This window comes from Thalassovita litoralis (assembly GCF_900182725.1).
Taxonomy (GTDB): domain Bacteria; phylum Pseudomonadota; class Alphaproteobacteria; order Rhodobacterales; family Rhodobacteraceae; genus Thalassobius; species Thalassobius litoralis.
In genome coordinates this window covers 42,223-59,608 of the sequence record NZ_FXTO01000008.1, presented here as the reverse complement: position 1 = coordinate 59,608, position 17,386 = coordinate 42,223, and the positions used below count along the sequence as shown (strand labels likewise).

22 protein-coding genes and 1 tRNA gene are annotated in these 17,386 nt (G+C 59.2%); 6 read left to right on the top strand and 17 right to left on the bottom strand.

Features of this window, described 5'->3' with window-relative positions:
- Window positions 1–6: 6 nt before the first annotated feature.
- The 11 genes from FN828_RS08575 to FN828_RS08525 form a co-directional block, all read right to left on the bottom strand.
- Window positions 7–1,326, bottom strand: a complete 1,320-nt coding sequence (locus FN828_RS08575; RefSeq protein WP_142492991.1) for an ATP-dependent DNA helicase — start codon at window positions 1,324–1,326, stop codon at window positions 7–9.
- Window positions 1,323–2,069: a hypothetical protein gene (locus tag FN828_RS08570; protein WP_142492990.1), complete on the bottom strand. Its 747-nt coding sequence runs from the start codon at window positions 2,067–2,069 to the stop codon at window positions 1,323–1,325. The genes FN828_RS08575 and FN828_RS08570 overlap by 4 nt, the downstream gene beginning before the upstream one ends.
- On the bottom strand, window positions 2,066–2,863 hold the full coding sequence (locus FN828_RS08565; RefSeq protein WP_142492989.1) for a hypothetical protein: 798 nt from the start codon (window positions 2,861–2,863) through the stop codon (window positions 2,066–2,068). The genes FN828_RS08570 and FN828_RS08565 overlap by 4 nt, the downstream gene beginning before the upstream one ends.
- A 9-nt stretch (window positions 2,864–2,872) precedes the next feature.
- Window positions 2,873–3,100 carry a DUF6511 domain-containing protein gene (locus FN828_RS08560; RefSeq protein WP_142492988.1) on the bottom strand — a complete coding sequence of 76 codons (228 nt, stop codon included), beginning with the start codon at window positions 3,098–3,100 and terminating at the stop codon, window positions 2,873–2,875.
- A 197-nt stretch (window positions 3,101–3,297) separates the two neighbouring features.
- Window positions 3,298–3,525 (bottom strand): hypothetical protein, encoded by a 228-nt coding sequence (locus FN828_RS08555; RefSeq protein WP_142492987.1) that lies wholly within the window; start codon window positions 3,523–3,525, stop codon window positions 3,298–3,300.
- Between the two features lie 4 nt (window positions 3,526–3,529).
- Complete coding sequence (locus tag FN828_RS08550) at window positions 3,530–4,249, bottom strand: hypothetical protein (RefSeq protein ID WP_142492986.1); 720 nt, start codon at window positions 4,247–4,249, stop codon at window positions 3,530–3,532.
- A 19-nt stretch (window positions 4,250–4,268) separates the two neighbouring features.
- Entirely contained in the window at window positions 4,269–5,132 is an 864-nt protein-coding gene (locus tag FN828_RS08545) for an ATP-binding protein (RefSeq protein ID WP_142492985.1), read from the bottom strand.
- 105 nt (window positions 5,133–5,237) lie between these two features.
- Window positions 5,238–5,723, bottom strand: a complete 486-nt coding sequence (locus FN828_RS08540; RefSeq protein ID WP_142492984.1) for a hypothetical protein — start codon at window positions 5,721–5,723, stop codon at window positions 5,238–5,240.
- Window positions 5,724–5,747: 24 nt separating this feature from the next.
- Window positions 5,748–6,077 (bottom strand): hypothetical protein, encoded by a 330-nt coding sequence (locus FN828_RS08535; protein WP_142492983.1) that lies wholly within the window; start codon window positions 6,075–6,077, stop codon window positions 5,748–5,750.
- Entirely contained in the window at window positions 6,074–6,298 is a 225-nt protein-coding gene (locus FN828_RS08530) for a helix-turn-helix transcriptional regulator (protein WP_185958975.1), read from the bottom strand. Before FN828_RS08530 ends, FN828_RS08535 begins: the two co-directional genes overlap by 4 nt.
- 277 nt (window positions 6,299–6,575) lie before the next feature.
- Window positions 6,576–7,247, bottom strand: a complete 672-nt coding sequence (locus tag FN828_RS08525; protein ID WP_142492982.1) for a hypothetical protein — start codon at window positions 7,245–7,247, stop codon at window positions 6,576–6,578.
- A 103-nt stretch (window positions 7,248–7,350) separates the two neighbouring features.
- Here FN828_RS08525 and FN828_RS08520 point away from each other — a divergent pair, with 103 nt between their 5' ends.
- From FN828_RS08520 to FN828_RS08500, 5 genes are all read left to right on the top strand, one after another.
- Window positions 7,351–8,025: an XRE family transcriptional regulator gene (locus FN828_RS08520; protein ID WP_142492981.1), complete on the top strand. Its 675-nt coding sequence runs from the start codon at window positions 7,351–7,353 to the stop codon at window positions 8,023–8,025.
- 340 nt (window positions 8,026–8,365) lie between these two features.
- Window positions 8,366–8,818: a DUF2924 domain-containing protein gene (locus FN828_RS08515; protein ID WP_107325167.1), complete on the top strand. Its 453-nt coding sequence runs from the start codon at window positions 8,366–8,368 to the stop codon at window positions 8,816–8,818.
- The gene (locus FN828_RS08510) at window positions 8,815–10,131 is read left to right on the top strand and encodes a recombinase family protein (RefSeq protein ID WP_142492980.1); all 1,317 of its coding nucleotides are present in this window, start codon (window positions 8,815–8,817) and stop codon (window positions 10,129–10,131) included. Before FN828_RS08515 ends, FN828_RS08510 begins: the two co-directional genes overlap by 4 nt.
- The gene (locus FN828_RS08505; protein WP_142492979.1) at window positions 10,128–10,523 is read left to right on the top strand and encodes a hypothetical protein; all 396 of its coding nucleotides are present in this window, start codon (window positions 10,128–10,130) and stop codon (window positions 10,521–10,523) included. Before FN828_RS08510 ends, FN828_RS08505 begins: the two co-directional genes overlap by 4 nt.
- 232 nt (window positions 10,524–10,755) lie before the next feature.
- Window positions 10,756–11,022 (top strand): type II toxin-antitoxin system ParD family antitoxin, encoded by a 267-nt coding sequence (locus FN828_RS08500; RefSeq protein WP_142492978.1) that lies wholly within the window; start codon window positions 10,756–10,758, stop codon window positions 11,020–11,022.
- A gap of 63 nt (window positions 11,023–11,085) precedes the next feature.
- On the opposite strand, the gene FN828_RS08495 is transcribed toward FN828_RS08500, so the two are convergent.
- From FN828_RS08495 to FN828_RS08480, 4 genes are all read right to left on the bottom strand, one after another.
- The gene (locus FN828_RS08495) at window positions 11,086–11,454 is read right to left on the bottom strand and encodes a hypothetical protein (protein ID WP_142492977.1); all 369 of its coding nucleotides are present in this window, start codon (window positions 11,452–11,454) and stop codon (window positions 11,086–11,088) included.
- Window positions 11,447–11,767 (bottom strand): hypothetical protein, encoded by a 321-nt coding sequence (locus FN828_RS08490; protein ID WP_142492976.1) that lies wholly within the window; start codon window positions 11,765–11,767, stop codon window positions 11,447–11,449. The genes FN828_RS08495 and FN828_RS08490 overlap by 8 nt, the downstream gene beginning before the upstream one ends.
- A gap of 4 nt (window positions 11,768–11,771) precedes the next feature.
- Window positions 11,772–12,359 (bottom strand): YgiT-type zinc finger protein, encoded by a 588-nt coding sequence (locus tag FN828_RS08485; RefSeq protein WP_185958974.1) that lies wholly within the window; start codon window positions 12,357–12,359, stop codon window positions 11,772–11,774.
- Window positions 12,360–12,732: 373 nt separating this feature from the next.
- Window positions 12,733–12,822, bottom strand: a tRNA-Ser gene (locus tag FN828_RS08480).
- A 141-nt stretch (window positions 12,823–12,963) separates the two neighbouring features.
- Here FN828_RS08480 and FN828_RS08475 point away from each other — a divergent pair.
- A complete protein-coding gene (locus tag FN828_RS08475) occupies window positions 12,964–14,097 on the top strand; it encodes an AI-2E family transporter (RefSeq protein WP_142492974.1) in 1,134 nt (377 codons plus the stop codon).
- A 90-nt stretch (window positions 14,098–14,187) separates the two neighbouring features.
- Here the strand turns inward: FN828_RS08475 and FN828_RS08470 are convergent, their stop codons facing one another.
- Entirely contained in the window at window positions 14,188–14,907 is a 720-nt protein-coding gene (locus FN828_RS08470) for an alanyl-tRNA editing protein (RefSeq protein WP_142492973.1), read from the bottom strand.
- Window positions 14,904–17,366, bottom strand: a complete 2,463-nt coding sequence (locus FN828_RS08465; protein ID WP_142492972.1) for a DUF3772 domain-containing protein — start codon at window positions 17,364–17,366, stop codon at window positions 14,904–14,906. The genes FN828_RS08470 and FN828_RS08465 overlap by 4 nt, the downstream gene beginning before the upstream one ends.
- Between the last annotated feature and the right edge of the window lie 20 nt (window positions 17,367–17,386).

The following is a 17,386-nucleotide window of genomic DNA, read 5'->3' as shown; positions in this document are numbered from 1 at the left end:
CATACCTCATGCAAGGAGCACAAGGCCGCGCTCCGCGCGGGTGATTGCGGTGTAGAGCCATCGGCGGCGGTCAAGCTCGCTGCGACCAAGCCCATCGTCCCAGACGATCACATTCTCCCACTGCGAGCCTTGCGCCTTGTGCGCGGTGATCGCCCAGCCAAAGGTCGCCTCGATCAGATGCTTTTTCTCTTTCCAATCCCGATCATGGCGCGTGCGATCAAAATCGATATGGTCCTCAAAATGTCCCTTGTAGATGCGCAGACGGCCAGGTTTGCCATTGGGGTGAGGTGTCCCCACCCCGCGGCCATCCTCGTCAGTCACCACAGCCGAGAAGTAGAGGCTGCCCTCGTCCACGATGTCTTCGAGCGTCAGGAACATGCCATTGATCAACCCGAGGTCATTCTGGTTCTTCAGGCAGATGATTTTCTCGGCAGCTCCTGAGGGCAGGACGCCACCGGCTAGACCGGCCGCCCCACGCATGGCATTGTTCAACTGCAGCCGCGTCGCATTCATACCGCAAATCAGCTGCCCGCCCCGCAGCGCCTGATCGGGTGTGATATCGGCCTTGTGCATCTTGGCGACATGGTCGTCATAGCTGCCGAAGCCAATCGGCTGGCCCTCGCGCGCCATGGTGGCCAGACGGATGATGGCGCTCTCGGATGCCTGTCGGTGGATCTCAGTCAACATCACATCAGGAGCGACGTTGGTAAACGCCCCGTCTCCCTTGATCGGGGGAAGCTGACCGGGATCACCCAGCACAAGGATGGGCTTCTTGAAGCTCATCAAATCCCGCGCCATCTCCTCGCCCACCATGGACACCTCGTCGAGCACGATCAGCCTGGCGTCGGCGGCATCGCTTTGCGCATTCAATGCAAACCGGGGCTTTTTCATCGCGGACAACGCCTGCCGCATGGCCTCAATTCCAGCCTCCGCTGCTGTCCGATCGAACCCGGACAACGATCTGACGCTGGTTTCTGCCTCGCGCACTTTCTGCGCTGCCGCTGCGATTTCCTCTTCTGTGGCCTCCGACACAGAATAAATCAGGCTGTGAATGGTGCGCGCGGGCGTGCCTTTTCGGCTCAAGACAAGCGCGGCCTTGCCGGTGAACGTAGCGGTGACGACGCCCGGCACGCAGGTGCCGTCCCGGGCGCTCCGGTGTGGCGAAAGGCCCAATTCATCGAGTGCAAACTTCAGCACTGTGGATTTTCCGCTTCCCGCGTAGCCAAAAAGCCGGAACACCTGCTGCTCATGGGTTCGGGTTTCAAACCAGGTCTTGATCGCGCGGATGGCAGCCGCCTGACTATTGGAGGGCGTGAAACTGGTCATGCGGCTGTTCCCTTTACGATGTAATCCTTGACCACGCCTCCCTGTGCGGGGTCGCCGACCTGGCATTGGCGAACAAAGACACGGCGGCCGTCTGCAAGTTGGCGCCAGTGCCCACGGCGGATATGCCATCGCGGGCTGGCATGGGTGCCGCCCTGCGGCGCGCTTTTCGCACGCAGCCGCTCCGGATCGATCGTGATTTGTTGCCAGGTCCAGCCGCGAACGCCTGCCTTCGAATATTTGCGGCGCAGCGCTGGCATGATGGTGCGTGGCTTCACCTCTGCAACCTGAGACAGGATGCTCAGGGCCCGCCAGACGATGCCAGTCGCAACCTCGCCGTAAATGCTGATCTCATCCTCGCCCAGCTTTGGGTTCGGGTATCCTTCGGCCAACCCGGGTTCGGAGAAGACGGCGTGGATCAGGCAATCCGTCCATTTTCGCTTGCGCTGGTCCTTAAAGAAGAAGGCTGCTTCGACGCGATCGTCAAACTGACGTGCGTAGACCAACAGTGAGGCGCGCTCCGGTGCCCGGTCCTTGACCTCGAAAACGACGCAAGGGTGCGGCAGCCGGAGCGGTCCAGCAATGATTTGCGCGCGCAGTGCACCGACTTCGTCGCTGTCGAAGCTTTCCTGATCGTCGAAATAATAGACCGGCGCAGTCTCTATGCCTTCAAAGAGAAAGCCGAAAGTCGATACCTGCCGAAACCGGGATGCGATGCGCTTAAATTCGTAAGCCTGAGGGATCATGACTTCGCCCTCCAGCACTGCTGAGCCCAGGCACAGGGTGGATGCCAATGGCCCGCAGCCATGCCACCCTTGCAGACAACCGAGGTCGGCTCGGCCGCCTCGCGCGGCAGCAAGTCCTGTGCATCCGACGCCCGCACCACGGCGACAGCGCGATCGCTCATCTGCTGGGCCAGCGCTGCATCGAATGGCACCAGTTCCGCATAGATTTCCATCGTGTCGCGATTGAGCGCCGTGAAGAGCGCCGGGTTCGGCAGGTCCAGATAGGCTTGGTAGAGCGCGATCTGCGCCGCGTAGACAGGCTTTGAAACGATAACCCCGCGTTTGACCGTGTCCTTCCAACTCGAGGCCCCGAGCGCCTTGGTTTCCCAAAGTGCGGGATAGGACATCTGGACCGGGCCACTGACGATGCAGCCATCAATATGGCCCTTGAACCGTCCGCCCAAAGCCGTGAAGCCGAACTGCCGTCCATCGTCGCGCTCGGTGCGCAGATCAAACCCCGCAAGGCGCATCCAGCTGGCGACCATATCCTCGCCGCGATGGCCCGCCTCAAAAATACGGAGGGTTCTGGGCGTGAAGTCCTGACCTTCGTCTTTTGGCACGGCCAGATAATCATACTGAATCTGCCGCTGGCAGGCGCGGCCAAGACCAGAAGAGCTGACATAGCGACGCGGTCGCTCGCTGCGCTGTCGGGCGCCAAGGCCGATGTCTATCGCATCGCTGAGAGCTGTGGTGATGTCGGGCGTGGGGCGCGAGGTCGCGTATTGCGCGCCAGACCCATGGTTCAGATCAATCATGGGAACACCTCAAAATGGAATAGGGTCTTCAGGCAGGCGGCCATCGCGTTCCGGCTGCGCGCCTTGGGTCTGCATGCTCTCGATGTAGCCGGTGACCGCTGCTTCAATTAGCTGGTCGATCTCGGCCGCTGTGCGGTCAAAAAACGGGGCCATCAGACCAAGTGCCGTCAATGCCTCTGCAAAATCCTTGCGGGCATCGCGGATGGCCTGTGCCTCGCGTGCTGTTTTATCAATCATTCCGTAGCTCCTCTTGGCGAGGTCCGCGCCGATGTCCTGACACCGGCGCGAACAGAATTTGTGGAACGGGAACTGCGACCACTGGAGGCGTAGACAGAAGCCGAAGCCCCGGGCTTCTCGCCCGCAAAGCGCGCAGACGCCTGGGCCCCGCCCGTTCGCGGCTGAAACCCTCCCCCGAAGGGTTTCCGAGACGCCGCTCACCCCATCAGCAGGTTTTCGAGCTCCGGATGCGCCGCCGGTTCCTCCCGTATCTTGACGGAGGCCAGAACGACGAACCGGCTGATGGCCACCGAGGCCATGGCGTCGAGATCCGTGAGCCGCAGGCTTGCGATGGGACGATCCAATCTTCCGCGGGCCTCGAGCCATTTGCCGATCTCCTTTGCCGCTTCGCGCGTGACATGCGCCTGCCATTCATCCGGGGTCATGGGCTCAGCTGTTCAACCAGGCCGGAGCACCCCCAGGTGTTGCCGCCGATGTGGGCGCGCCAGGCTGTGCTTGCGCGGCTGGGGCCTGCTGTGGCGCGTTGGACCAGCCCGTCTCGGCAGGGGCTTGTGCGTTCCAAGCTGCCGGCACCGCCGCCGATGATTTGCGCGGCGGCGCATTGACCGGCTCGGGCGAGACGGTTTCTCCGCGCATGATCGCGGCGTAGGTCGGCTCATTGGGCAGCACCACATTCGCGATCTTGTTGCTGTCGCGGTAGTTCGGGTTGTCCGGGGCCTCGACCATGATCCGCGCGGCAAATGTGATGCCATCAAGCTGTTTCAGACCGGCGATCACACGTTTGGAACGAGCCGTCTCGCTCAAATCGTCAGGTTTGAGACCAAGGGCACTGTCGATCATCGCCCGGAAGGCGCTTTTCGAGATGTTCCAGCCCTTCGATTGACCTTTTTCGTCAAGCTTGCCGCCCGCAACGGTGAAATGCTGCCAGAACTTGCGCCGAGCATAGGGGCCCTCGGTCACGGTGAATTCACAGTCGAGCATCTTCGCATCACTGTGCGGCGAGGCCTTCAAGAGCCCCGCATCCATTTCACTGGCGCCATTTTCACCACCGGGGCGGAGTTTCATCATCACCTTGGCAAAGGTGCCATCGGGGATCAGCTCGCCCATCGGGGCCATTTGCGGTCCGGCGTCGTTCAAATCAAAACTCATGGGAGTTGTCCTTTCCTGTTTAGACGGAGGATGCGGTGGTAGGGTTCAGTGCCGCGCGGCCATCAATCTTGGCCAGCAGCGCTGCGAGGTCCGGCGGTTCAGTCATGTCGAGACGGCCCGATCGATCCTTCGCGGGCAGGCCCCAAGGATTGCCGGATTTGCACACAAGGCGACGGTCGGTGGATGTCACATCAAGCGTCCAGGCCTCTTCCACATCCTTGCCAAAAAGCTGCATGGAGATGACCTGATCGACGATGCCGGGCAATTCCCGGCCCGCTTTGGTGCCTTCCATTTGCGGCACCCAAGACGACGCCCCGTACTCATCAGTGACTTTTTCCAGGACGCCAACGAATATGACGGTCTTGCCACGCGCATGCTGCAGGTGCTTCAGCGCCTGAATCACCTCGCGGCCCAGAAGCCCGTAAGCACCCCGAACATCCGGTTTGCCCGTACGGTCTGAAAACGCCTCCGGCTGCTGTTTGGCATAGGCCATCGCCTGACGCGTCAAATCGGTGATGCTGTCGACAAAAATGATCGAGCGGTCTTTCAGAAAGGCTTCCAGCCCGCTTTCGGCATATTTCGTCTGCACATGGGCGTGGTACTCGGAGCCATAATAGCTGCCTGGGTGCTGCGCTGGATCCGGACCTCCGATCAGGATCACCAGATCCCGGAAATCAGGGAAACTGCGGATCGGGATGCTGGGCCCGCGCCAGTCCTGAACGGATTTCATGCCAGCCTCGAGATCGAAGCACACCGCCTTGTCTGCGGGCAGCGTCTTGATCAGCGTGGTTTTGCCCACACCCGGCGGGCCGAATACCGCCAGCGACGTCTTGTTTTCAGATGCCGACAATCGTTCGTCGGCGGTGATGATGCGCAATGCCATGGCGCGCTCCTTTGGTTGGGTGAAAAATCAACGGCGGCGGGGGGTGACCGGGCGCCGAAGGGGAGCCTGCCCAGCCTTTCGGTCAGGGCGTCCCCGCCGCCGCATTCAGGGGGCTTTGGCCTGCTCGAGCTTGAAGCTGGCCTTGCCAGAGCCGACGGTTCGCGCAGGCTCGAAGCCTTTGCGCCATGCTTCAGGCAGCGCCCCGTACTTGCGCTCCGAGACCGTCAGCTTGGTGTCGATGAACTCGGCCGGGTCCTCGCCACTGTCAGCTATGTTCCGGGCGATCTGCGCCAACGCCTCCTGGTCCCAGTCAACGCGTTTGGGCAGATCGGCGACCACGGTATAATCGCCATCAGCGAGGCGCACCGTGCCGGTGTCCTTTCCACAGGCCCGACGGGCCTCGGCGGCGCGGGTGGCGTAGCGCACCTCAAGGGCAGCGCTGAACCGGGCAGTCGCGGCTTTCAGTTGTTTGCTGGCGTGATCAAGCTCGCCTTGAAGGCCAGCCAGCAACTCGACCGGCATCTGTGCCAACTCACCAGTGGGCATGTTGAGCATGTCGTCCACGCTCGGGGTGTTTTCGGGATAAGTCATGGGGGCTCCTTTTCGGGGGATGGGTCAGGCAGCTGCCGCCAGCTGCTTCACTGATGCGGAGGGAACGGTGCCCTTGTGCGGGCGGGCGATGGCGAGATAGGCGAACCGGTCCGGACCAAGGCGTTCCTGGACAAGGTGGATGCGGCCGAGCTCGGAAAGCCGGTACGCTGCGTTTGCCGTGGCCCGCAGATCCTCGAGCGCGGGTTTCCCTAGCGTCGAGACATTGGGCGTCGTGTCGACAACCAGAAAGCCGCGGTGATAGACGAGGCGCGCGCCAGGCTCGGCGACGTCAACCCACGCCATCAGCGTGATTTCCGAAACAGCGGGCGCGCTGGTTGAGAGACGCGCGATCATGCGGCGCACTCAACAAGCGTCAGGGTCGGCGCTGCTCCGGCAGCCTCGATATGCTTGGCCTCAAAGGCCTGGATATCAGTTTGGCGATAGCGCACATGCCGGCCAATTCGGACGAATTGCGGCCCACGGCCTTCGGCGCGCCAACGTTCCAGGGTGCGCGGCGCAATGTTCCAGCGCCGGGACAAGAGCTTCGTGCTCAATAGGGTGTGGTCTTGTTCCATGGCGGTCCTCATCGAGTTGATGAGGGCAACTTGCCAAACCCTTGGGTTGGAGGTCGTGGCATGAATGGTCGGTGACAGAATTTATTTTTTGTTGGAAAATCAATGGCCGGAAAATTTTCGGTTGGAGCTCCAACCCAACACCAACCATTCACCAACCAAGCTCCGACCGAACACCGACCGAAGGGGGCTGCTCGGTTGGCGGCCAAAACGAATCACGATGAGCGACAGACACAAAAAAGCCCGCATGAAGCGGGCCTGTTCAGCATGAGGTTTAATATCAGGGGCCGACGCGCATCGTCACCACCAAGGCGGGTTCGAGCATGTAATATCCTCGGCGCTTTGCGACTGGATGTACGATGTCGCGCCACCCCTTCCGGCTGGAAAACAAATAGCTGAGCTTCAAAGAAGCCGAACCCGCCGCCGCCAAAATCTGAGTGCCGCGCTGCTCTGGGTCACCCGTGATTGCGCAGATGAACAAATAGTTCAAAGCGCGCGCCTGCATGTCTGTAAAAAAGTAGTGCTGCCCATTCAGATCAAACGACAAAAAACGATCATAATCCTTGGCATGGGGCGCACCCGCGGCCATGATCGTTGCCTCAAAATGCTCGCGCTCTGAGGCGCGGACAAGAAGCGCGTCGCGATAGACCACCCAATCGGTACCGCCCTCCGACGTTGCCACGATACCACCGTTTTGAGCAAAGGACGGGACAGAACAGGCCTGCTTGCGCAGCACCCGCATCGCATCACGCCGCTCCAGATCCACCACGCCTTCGAAGTCAGGATTGCATCGACCAGGTCGATCTTTCCGGTCAGCAACGACGAAAGAGCCATAGACGCGGACTGACAGCGTCAGCTGGCCCATCTCCACGACGTAGCCCAGTTCCGACTCGGAGATGCCCCAGTCCGCCAGAACCTCCTGTAGGGTGAAATAGTCTCGTGGAATCAACACTGGCGGCAGCCTCCTTTGTTCACATATTGTTCTTATCTGTTTGACTGTCCACTTTCAACAGAATAGATATCCAACTTAGTCCACAAATTGGCTGGGGATAACCATGATCGTCACCAACATCGCACAGCGACTGAAGGCTCGCGCGTTTCAGCTCGACATGACGCCTGCAGCGGTGGCCGAGGCCTCGGGCCTCAACCGTTCCTTCATCTACGACATCATCCGTGGCAAGTCTGTGCGTCCGAGCCGTGCCAAGTTGCAGAAGGTTGCAGACGTCTTGAAGGTCGACGTTGACTGGCTGATCGACGGCGATGGCACGGTCGAGGGCGAGGCCCCTAAAATCTATTCCCCTGACACGACGTTTGTTGGCATCTCCGGTGTTCAGGCGAAAGCCTCAGCTGGTGGCGGCACAATCGTGCATGCAGAGGATGAGCAAGCCAGTAAACTCTATCATTTTCGTCTGTCTTGGATTGAAGACGAGCTGGAAGCTAATCCGAAGAACCTGCGGATCCTGCGCGTCACTGGGGACAGCATGGTGCCCACTCTAAATGATGGCGATACGATCCTGGTCGATATGGGGCGCAAGTCGCCTTATCCGCCTGGGCTTTTCGTATTGCATGACGGCATGGGGCTGATGGCCAAACGGATCGAGCACATTCCCTCCAGTGAGCCACCACGCATTCGTGTCACTTCAGACAATCCCAACTACTCGCCCTATGAATGCCTTCTCGACGAGGTCAACATCGTTGGGCGGATTCGCTGGTACGGTCGCCGGGTCTAAGCCAAGCCGCCGACATAAGGCGCCACAAACCGACATAAGCCGACAAGCTATTGTTTTTGCTTGAATAAGTGAGAAGAGGACGGTTCTCTCAGCGTACAAATCTGAGAGAGCCCAAAATGTACGACGATATCTTTGCGCCGCTGACTGCGGCCAATGCTTTGCATCCAACGAAAATGACGCCACGCGAGCGGCGTGCCGAATTGTGCAAGATCCTTGCAGTTGGATATTTGCGGATGCGCGCTCGAAAAGTCAGGCAACACACTGAAAATAAGAGAGAAAGTTCACTACACTTTCGCGCAAGACGGAGCGTTCATGTGGAACCAACTCACAAGGAGGTCCCATGACCAAAGAAGATCCCGTCTACGCCCGCGTCGCTGCTCTCAGAATTAAGACACCCACTGAATTGCGCGAAATCTGGCGCGACCTGATGGGCACAGAGCCACCGCCCTTTACCCGTCGCTATCTGGAAACGCGTCTGAGCTATCGCATCCAAGAACTCGCCTATGGCGGCCTAAAACCAGAGACCCGCAAGCGGCTCGAGGAATTGGCCGAGAAATGGGACGGCGACAACTCCGCCAAAAGGCGCATTCGCCATGATCTGAAGCCCATCGCAGGCACCCGCCTGATCCGTGAGTGGCAAGGTGAGGAATACGTCGTGACCGTCACCGCCGATGGCTACGAATGGCAAGGCCGCCCGTATCAATCCCTCTCCGCCATTGCGCGGGCCATCACTGGCACTCGCTGGAACGGCCCGGTGTTTTTCGGCCTCAACAATTACAGGAAGCGCAAATGACAAAACCAGCACCCAGAAAGATGCGCTGCGCGGTCTATACGCGCAAATCCAGCGAGGAAGGGCTCGAGCAAGAGTTTAACTCGCTTCACGCCCAACGCGAAGCCTGCGAGGCCTATATCGCCAGTCAGCGTTCAGAGGGCTGGGTCGTCCTTCGTGACCACTATGATGACGGCGGCATCTCCGGCGGCACATTGGAGCGGCCCGGGTTAAAACAGCTGCTGGCCGATATCGAGGACGGCTTGGTCGATGTGGTCGTGGTCTACAAAATCGACCGCCTATCGCGCTCGCTGATGGACTTTTCCAAACTGGTCGAGGCCTTCGAGCGAAATAACGTAACCTTCGTTTCCGTCACGCAATCGTTCAACACCACGTCATCGATGGGACGATTGACGCTGAACATCCTGCTGTCCTTTGCCCAATTCGAGCGCGAGGTGACCGCCGAACGCATCCGTGACAAGGTCGCAGCTTCGAAGAAGAAAGGCATGTGGATGGGCGGCGTCCCACCGTATGGCTACGTTTGTATCAACCGCCGGCTTGAGGTCAACAACGCCCAAGCCGCGGATGTGCGGTGGCTCTTTGAGCGGTTCGTTAACTTGGGGTCGGCCTTACTAGTCGCGAAGGAAGCGGCCAAGCGCGGCCTCACGACCCCCAGGGGCAAGCCCATGGATAACAAATACCTTTATCGTATCCTCCGTAACCCGATCTATATCGGCAAGATCGTGCACAAGGACGAGACCTATCCCGGCCTGCACAAACCTATCATCGACATGGAAACCTGGGAAAAGGCCAACGAGATCAATAGCGAAAATCCGCATACCCGCGCCGCTGGCACCCGCAAACAGACCCCTGCATTGCTGGCGGGCCTGATACGCGGACCTGACGGCGCGATGTTTTCGCCGACCCACACCCGCAAGCGCAACCGGCTTTACCGCTACTATGTCAGCCAGACCATCTTGAAGCACGGTGCTGGCAGCTGTCCTGTGGGCCGCATCCCCGCCGGTGAAATCGAAGCCAATGTAACCGCGCAGCTGCGCGCGGTCTTCCGGCAACCTGAAATCGTGGCCGAGTCCTGGCGAAACGCTGCAGACGACAAGCGGGCCTGCAGCGAGCAGGATATCCACGCGGCGCTCAAAAGCCTTGACCCGCTGTGGAGCGAACTCTTCCCAGCCGAACAAGCGCGCATTGCCTCAATCCTGATCGATCACATCGACGTCTCCGAGACGGACATGAAGGTGCACCTGCGTGTCGACGGCCTGTGCCACCTCGCCCAGGACCTGAAATCCCGAACTCTCCCCAGAAAGGACGCAGCATGACGGACAAAACCACCACAACCGAAACCATCACCCTGACTATTCCCTTCAAGCTCAAAAAGCGTGGAGGTCGCAAAGAGATGGTCCTGCCAGATTTTGCCACGCCACCGCCAAAACTGGACAACGCGCTGATAAAATCGCTCGCGCGGGCGCATCGCTGGAAACGGCTTGTTGATGAAGGGCATTTTGCGTCGATCAAAGACCTGGCTGAGCACGAGAAAATTCCAGCCTCCTACATGATCCGCACCATGCGACTAACGACCCTGGCGCCTGACATTGTCGAGGCGATCCTGAAAGGACGAAACCCCAACAAAACCCTTCGTGAGTTGCTCGATCCCTTCACGCCAATGTGGGCCGAACAACGCTGGGAGTTCGGCTACCACGATATGCCATGAAACCGGGCGTCCGCGTGGACGTGAACCGTCAGGCGCCGTTCGGCGCGGCTCCTGGATGTATGGCGCGAAGGTAATATCCGCATACTGTGCGGAGATTATCGCTGGTATTCTCCGCATGCGCCACAACAGTCGCGCATCGGCAGAGCCTCTCTCCTTGCTCAGCGCCTTGAGTGTTCGGATTTGTTGTGATCTAATATGAAATATTCCGACAAAAGGCAAAGAAGGCGACTGCATGGCACGACTGACCATCTCGATGCCAGACCAGATGAATGACTGGGTTGAAGCACAAGTCAGCGCCGGCCGTTATGGGAATGTTAGCGAATACTTTCGCGATCTTGTCCGACGCGACCAGGAACGGCGTGAGACTGCCATCAATGAACTTCGCGTAATGCTTGAACGCGCGGAAGCGAGCGGGGTTAGCAAGCACTCATTAATCGAGATCTTAGACGCCGCACGTGAAGAGGCTCGGCAGAAGGGCCTGCTGGATGGCGAGAATTAAACTTCTGGTCGAAGACAAATTCCCACTGGTGGAAACTTTTACAGCCGCTATGCAGGCTGCCAATCATGGCAGGCCATCAGGTCCGTACAGAAAGTCCTGACTGAAAGCAGCACTGTCGCCAGCCGTAGCCTTTCGAGCCGCCGATGCGCGAACTCGACGGATGACTTCGGCCTTGCCCTTTACGTCGCCCAGCACGGCCATGTCCAAAACCTGTACCGAAGCTGATGGGAAGGCGGCCATGATCTGCGCCACAGCAGCCGTAAGGACTTGCTCCAAGTTGGGGCCATTGCGTGTGAAACCGAGCGCGATCACATCCGGCCGGCCGGTCCCTACAATCGTGTCATCCAGCCCCGCTTGAAACAACGCGTCCAAGACCGCGGCCTTGTGGGGCTTTCCACCCGGAAAACTGATCACAATCTCGAATTCAAACATCGGCTTCATCTTTCGGGATGTGCCGCGTTTCCGGAAGGGATGTTGCCAGAGGCAGGTCAAAACCGGCCAACTTGGCAAAACCTGCGGCGACATTGGCCGCAGCTCGTGGATCAACGCCCATTTCCTTTATGAACTCGCGCTGAAGGCGCTCAGAGACCTCTGAGAAAAACGCAAACACACATGCGTCGTATTTTTCGAGGCTTCGAGGATCAGAGATCCGCTCCGCCAATTCCGCCGCTGAGATAGATTCCCCGTAGGGCGCGCAGACCGTTGTAAGGATTGTTCCAGCACCGCGGCATCCATTTTCCCGCATGCACCTATTTCCTATTTCGATCGATAATCTGCCCGGCATCGAGCGCCTTGAAGGTTGTCTCATCAGCCGAAAAGGCCTGGCCCAGGTCGGCCATTAATCGTTCAAGCGCCGCATCCGACACGGCCATGTCTTCACCGGAATGCACGCCTTCGCCACACTCATCGCAGTACCACCCGGCCATCCCGATCATTTCAGACCGCCCTCGGTGCTCCAAGGTCATTTCGCGAACATCGCGAAGCATTTGCGCACCGCAGACTGGGCACATTCGCGCTTTGAACAGGTCTGCGTCGTTGGTCACGCGCGAAACTGTACGAGCTCGAAACCTGGCAACAGCACTTTTCAACTCATCCCCCAATTCAGCATCCGCGCCCAACGCAGCAAAAAAGGTTTCATAATCAAAGGGACGCAAATTAGTCGCTGTAACCGTACCCAGCCGCTTTGCCGCACGGTGCGCCACGTCGAAGGCATCATCGATGAGAGCAGGATCACGGCTGGCCAAGGCGTCGCTCAAGTACCCCAGGATCGCATCACCGTTCTCGAGGAAATCCGCAGGATCGAAGGGTGACGTGGATGGTTTATCCTCAGCTTTCATCGCGCGCGTCCCTCTTGCAACTCGCCCCATCCTCAGAATGAACAGATCAAATTAAAATGCAAGTAATTTCATACGCTTATCACTCCAAAGGTCACGAAGGAGCTCAAAATAAGTTCGATACCAGCCCCAAATTGACATCGCGCTATTGCCAGCGAAAGAAGGCAGAAGATCAGAAATAACCAATCATTTTCAATGTGTTACACTGAATGTAGCGCGATTCTTGTGTTACCCGCTGCGGAGAATATCGGCCGACAGAGAGAGGATACGGCGTCCCACAGCACGCGCGAGGTAAATGCGGTGCCCGCTAAGGCCTTTGAATATAGGGGAAAAATTGGCGCCATCTTACCTAGGAGAACGGTTTTTCTTTGGTAAGTGGCGGACAGTGAGGGATTCGAACCCTCGAGACGGTTCCCCGCCTACACACTTTCCAGGCGTGCGCCTTCGACCACTCGGCCAACTGTCCGTTCGTGCCTTCTAGCCAAAGGCAGGACCGGAATGCAAGCCCCCTTTCGCAATAGAAACAACCTCTTTCGGCCCGTTGTATCCCCAGCGTGAAACACCCATAATAAAAACAGCAGCCAGATACCCGATCATGACAGGTAAAATGAACAAATCTCTTCGCCGCCCGCCCCAGCCCCGCCAGTTCATCGGCAGCGGGCGCAGAAGCGAATTGGACCGAATCCAAACCGGGGCCTTGGTGATCATCGCCTTTGCCGTCGTCCTGTTTCTGCTGGTGCAGGCGCGATTCTTGCTGATTTCACTGGCCACCGCTATCGTTCTGTTCAGCCTGACCAGCGACGCGATCAACTTCATCGCGCGGATTCGCATCGGGCCGATCCGTATCCCGAATTTTCTGGCGTCCCTGATGGCGCTGCTGCTGATTTCAGCGGCGCTGCTGACGCTGACCTCGATCATCCTGTCACAGGTCAACACCGTGCTGGCCACCACCGTTGCCTATGCGGAAAGCGCCCCATTGGCCATTGCCGCCATGTTCGCTTGGTTGGGCGATGACGTGCAAACCGCCGTTTACAATTCCGTCAGCTCGATCGAGGTCGCAGGCTACCTGCGCACCGCCGCAGGACAGGCCGGGAACCTGATGTCGGCAACGGTTCTGGTGATTCTGTTTGTGGGGTTCCTGTTTGCGGAACGCATCTGGTTTGACACGAAACTGGAAAATTTCTTTGGCGGGGATACGGCACAGGCACAAAAAGTCGGCCGGATCATGCAAACCATCATCCATCGGGTGAACTATTACTTGCTGGTAAAAACCGGGGTCAGCGCCGTGACCGGGCTGATGGTGTTTGGCGTCGCCACGATCTTCAAACTGGATTTGGCCGGGCCACTGGGCATCCTGACCTTCGTGCTGAACTATATCCCCAATGTCGGTTCTATCGTCGCTACGATTTTGGTCGCGCTGGTGACATTCGTACAAACGGCAGATCCCGGCTCTACACTGGCGGTCTTTGTTGTGGTGACGCTGATTCAGTTTCTGAACGGCAGCGTCATCGACCCCACGCTGATGGGGCGCGCCCTGCGGCTGTCTTCCTTTGGGATCATCATCAGCCTGGCCTTCTGGGGCGCGGTCTGGGGGGTTCCTGGCATGTTTCTGTCGGTGCCGATCATGGTCGCGATGCTGATCATATGCTCGCAAGTCCCCGCCCTGCGCCCCATTGCCATACTGTTGTCCCGTCAGGGCCTGCCGGAACCCAAAGAAGAACCCGACCAGCCCGCTGAATAGCCGCCCGACAAAAAGGGGGCCACCGCCCCCCTGCTTCTTTCTGATTCCAAATACTCGAATCCAGCCCCCACACCCGGCGGCGCGTCCGCGTCAGTCCACCAACAACAGACTGACGCGCCGGTTCTGGCGACCCTTCTTTTCGATCTTGCCCAGCGTCACCCGCCCGATTTCACCTGTCCGGGCCACATGCGTTCCGCCACAGGGCTGCAAATCCACTTGGTCCGCCCCCTGCCCGATCCGCACCAGCCGCACCCGGCCCTGCCCCATCGGCGGCATGACGGACATGGTTTTCACCAGCCCCGGATTGGCCTGTAATTCCTCGTCGGTGATCCAGTCGTCAGTCACAGGCAAATCACGCGCGATCAGGTCGTTCAACGCATCCTCCAGCGCCTGCTTATCCTCGGGCGCTTCGGGCATATCGAAATCCAACCGCCCCTTTTCTGCGCCAATCGCCCCGCCGCTAACCGGCAAGGGGATCACCACCGATAACAAATGCAGCGCGGTATGCACCCGCATATGCCGGTGCCGCTTGTCCCAGTCCAAAACCTGCACCACCTCGGCCCCGATCTGGGGCAAATCCGCGCCCTCGGCTGGAACCAGAACGATCTGGCCGCCTTCGCCTTTGACCGTAGTCGCAATCATGGCCTCTGTGCCATCCCACCGCAACACGCCGCTGTCACCGGGTTGTCCGCCGCCCGTGGGGTAAAACACCGTGCGATCCAACACCACGCCGCCCTGTTCGGTCAGCGCGACCACATGGGCCGTGGCCTCTTTCAAGTAGGCATCTTCGCGGAACAGGGCTTCGGTCATTTGCTATCTCCTTCTGGGGCGTCCCCTGCGGCGAGGGATGCCGGATCGTCCACTTCTAAATCACGGAATGGGCTGACAGTTTCATCGCGGCGCAAGCTCGCCTCCTCCGCTGGCACGACCGGGGCTGTCGCTTTTCCTGCCCCTGTCAGCGCCTCGGGGTTGCGCAACCAGATGTCGCGCTGCGCAAACGGAATTTCGATGCCTTCTTCGCCAAAGCGGCGGGCGATTTCGTGGTTCAGATCGGATTTCACCGACAAGGACCAGTTCACATCCCGCAAAATCGCCCGGATTTCAAAATTCAGCGAATCCGCGCCAAACCCCTGAAAAATCACGCTGGGCGGTGGGTTCAGAACAATCATCGGATGCGCTTCGGCTATCTCTCGCAGAACCGTTTCGATTTTGCGGGTATCCGACCCATAGGCCACCCCCACCGGCACGATCACTCGCCCAATTGTGTTGCCACGAGTATAGTTCGTCACCGTCCCGCTGACCAAATCGGCATTCGGCACGATCAGGTCCGTCCGGTCAAAGGTTTCGATCCGGGTCGAGCGCACGGAAATATCCCGCACATAGCCCATCTTGCCGCCCACTTCGATCCAGTCGCCTTCGGCCACGGGGCGTTCGATCAGTAGGATGATACCAGACACAAAGTTGGACACGATATTTTGCAGGCCAAACCCGATCCCAACCGACAGCGCACCGGCGACAATCGCAATCGAACTCAGATCCAACCCGGCGCTGGTGATGGCCACGATGGCCGAAAGCACCACCCCGACATAGCCCAGACCGGACACAATCGCCGTTTGCCCACCCGCATCAATCTTTGTTTTCGGCAGGATCGAGGAACGCAACGCCCCCTGAATCACCCGCGTCAGCATGTAGCCCAGCGAAAACACCACGGCGAACATGATGAAATCCGTGGGCGAAATCGTGGTATCCCCAATGGTAAATCCGGCCCGGAATCGGGTCCAGATTTCCAGCAGCTCTGCCGCGCGCACGCCCCAGATCAGCGCCAGCAATGGCAGCGTCGCCAGCGTCAGCAAGAACCCGATCAACACCGGAATCAGCGCCTCTTGCGCTTCGTCCTCGGCCCGTGTGACCAGCCGGTAAATATCGCTGACCAGCTTTTGCAGCACAACAACCAACCCCAGCAGGATCAGCGTCATGACCGTGGGATAAACCAGCGCACTGGCCGCGTTGCGATAGCCCACCGCCCACATCAGTGGCCCGACCACGGCCACCAGTTGCGCTGCGCGGAACGCCAGCCGCGTGACCCTGTGGCGATACCCCACTTCGGCGTCACCGCTTTGGGCCAGTGCGATCTGCCGGGAAATGAACTGTCCCATACGGAACAGCAACAGCGACACAACACAGACGATCGGAAACCCGATAACCGCCTCGGCCTCGGGCGAGAAATTCCCGACTTCGGACAAAACGTTTGCCACCGTGGCCAGCATCGTCAGCAGCGCCAGCCCGGTTGCATAATACCGCGCTTCGGCCCTGTGGGAGGGTTCAACCAGTAACAACGCCGGGCCGTTGCCTTCGGGGAATAGCCGATCCGCCAGCCAACGCACCACCAGCACGCTTAGCCCCCAGATCGGCAGGTAATTCAGCAGGGTCGACCCCCGCAACCCAATAAATCCGGTTTCAATGATCGCCTGTGCCACGAACAGGATACCGACCCACGGGATCAACACCTTGCCCAGTGAAATCAGGAAATGCCACACCTCGACCCCGCGCGGCGACATCCGCCGCACCCGCGTGGCCAGCCGATCAAACCATTTACGACCGCGCAGAATCAGAAGCAGCCCCAACAGCGCAATTCCAAACGCCACAGGCGCATTCTGGCGAAACTCTGCCTGCCGCACATCGTTTTGCCAGTTTCGGCTGGTTTCGGACCACAGCATATCGAAGCTGTTCAGCAGTTCCTCCAGCCCCACGGCCCAATTCGCCGGGTTCAGCGGCGATGGCCCCAAAGACACCAAAGCTTCGGCCTGACGGTCACGGATGATCCGGTCAATCTCGGCAATCAGGCCCGCGGCGCGGCTATGCGCTTCCTCTGCGGCCAGAACCGGGGCTTGCAGGCGGGCAAGTTGCGCGTTCAGTTCGGCCCGGCGGTTGGCAATATCTTCGGCTTCGCCGCCTTCGGGAACTGGTCCCAAGGTGGCGATTTGCGACTGTATCGTATCAATCCGGGCTTTGTTGGTATTCTGCGCCGCCAGGAATTTATCACGCCAGACAGCGATTTCTTCGCGCAGCGTTTCCAAAGCCCCATTCGAGGCTTTCCCGGCCTCCAACGCCGCTTCGGCCCGTGTGGCGGTGGCCTGCCAGCTATCGTAATCAATCGCGGATTGCGTCGCGGAATCCGCAGACAAGGGCGCAACCTGCGCCCCGACCAGCCCCGCCGGGGCGATGAATGCCAAAGCAAGGGCCAGCCAAAGGCTCAGGAAAAACCGCATCGGTCAAATCCGTCTGTTAC

Coding starts and splice junctions, on each gene's coding strand:
- FN828_RS08575 (WP_142492991.1), bottom strand. CDS start 1,326: ATGACCAGTTTCACGCCCTCCAATAGTCAGGCGGCTGCCATCCGCGCG.
- FN828_RS08570 (WP_142492990.1), bottom strand. CDS start 2,069: ATGATCCCTCAGGCTTACGAATTTAAGCGCATCGCATCCCGGTTTCGG.
- FN828_RS08565 (WP_142492989.1), bottom strand. CDS start 2,863: ATGATTGATCTGAACCATGGGTCTGGCGCGCAATACGCGACCTCGCGC.
- FN828_RS08560 (WP_142492988.1), bottom strand. CDS start 3,100: ATGATTGATAAAACAGCACGCGAGGCACAGGCCATCCGCGATGCCCGC.
- FN828_RS08555 (WP_142492987.1), bottom strand. CDS start 3,525: ATGACCCCGGATGAATGGCAGGCGCATGTCACGCGCGAAGCGGCAAAG.
- FN828_RS08550 (WP_142492986.1), bottom strand. CDS start 4,249: ATGAGTTTTGATTTGAACGACGCCGGACCGCAAATGGCCCCGATGGGC.
- FN828_RS08545 (WP_142492985.1), bottom strand. CDS start 5,132: ATGGCATTGCGCATCATCACCGCCGACGAACGATTGTCGGCATCTGAA.
- FN828_RS08540 (WP_142492984.1), bottom strand. CDS start 5,723: ATGACTTATCCCGAAAACACCCCGAGCGTGGACGACATGCTCAACATG.
- FN828_RS08535 (WP_142492983.1), bottom strand. CDS start 6,077: ATGATCGCGCGTCTCTCAACCAGCGCGCCCGCTGTTTCGGAAATCACG.
- FN828_RS08530 (WP_185958975.1), bottom strand. CDS start 6,298: ATGGAACAAGACCACACCCTATTGAGCACGAAGCTCTTGTCCCGGCGC.
- FN828_RS08520 (WP_142492981.1), top strand. CDS start 7,351: ATGATCGTCACCAACATCGCACAGCGACTGAAGGCTCGCGCGTTTCAG.
- FN828_RS08515 (WP_107325167.1), top strand. CDS start 8,366: ATGACCAAAGAAGATCCCGTCTACGCCCGCGTCGCTGCTCTCAGAATT.
- FN828_RS08510 (WP_142492980.1), top strand. CDS start 8,815: ATGACAAAACCAGCACCCAGAAAGATGCGCTGCGCGGTCTATACGCGC.
- FN828_RS08505 (WP_142492979.1), top strand. CDS start 10,128: ATGACGGACAAAACCACCACAACCGAAACCATCACCCTGACTATTCCC.
- FN828_RS08500 (WP_142492978.1), top strand. CDS start 10,756: ATGGCACGACTGACCATCTCGATGCCAGACCAGATGAATGACTGGGTT.
- FN828_RS08495 (WP_142492977.1), bottom strand. CDS start 11,454: ATGTTTGAATTCGAGATTGTGATCAGTTTTCCGGGTGGAAAGCCCCAC.
- FN828_RS08490 (WP_142492976.1), bottom strand. CDS start 11,767: ATGCGGGAAAATGGATGCCGCGGTGCTGGAACAATCCTTACAACGGTC.
- FN828_RS08485 (WP_185958974.1), bottom strand. CDS start 12,359: ATGAAAGCTGAGGATAAACCATCCACGTCACCCTTCGATCCTGCGGAT.
- FN828_RS08475 (WP_142492974.1), top strand. CDS start 12,964: ATGAACAAATCTCTTCGCCGCCCGCCCCAGCCCCGCCAGTTCATCGGC.
- FN828_RS08470 (WP_142492973.1), bottom strand. CDS start 14,907: ATGACCGAAGCCCTGTTCCGCGAAGATGCCTACTTGAAAGAGGCCACG.
- FN828_RS08465 (WP_142492972.1), bottom strand. CDS start 17,366: ATGCGGTTTTTCCTGAGCCTTTGGCTGGCCCTTGCTTTGGCATTCATC.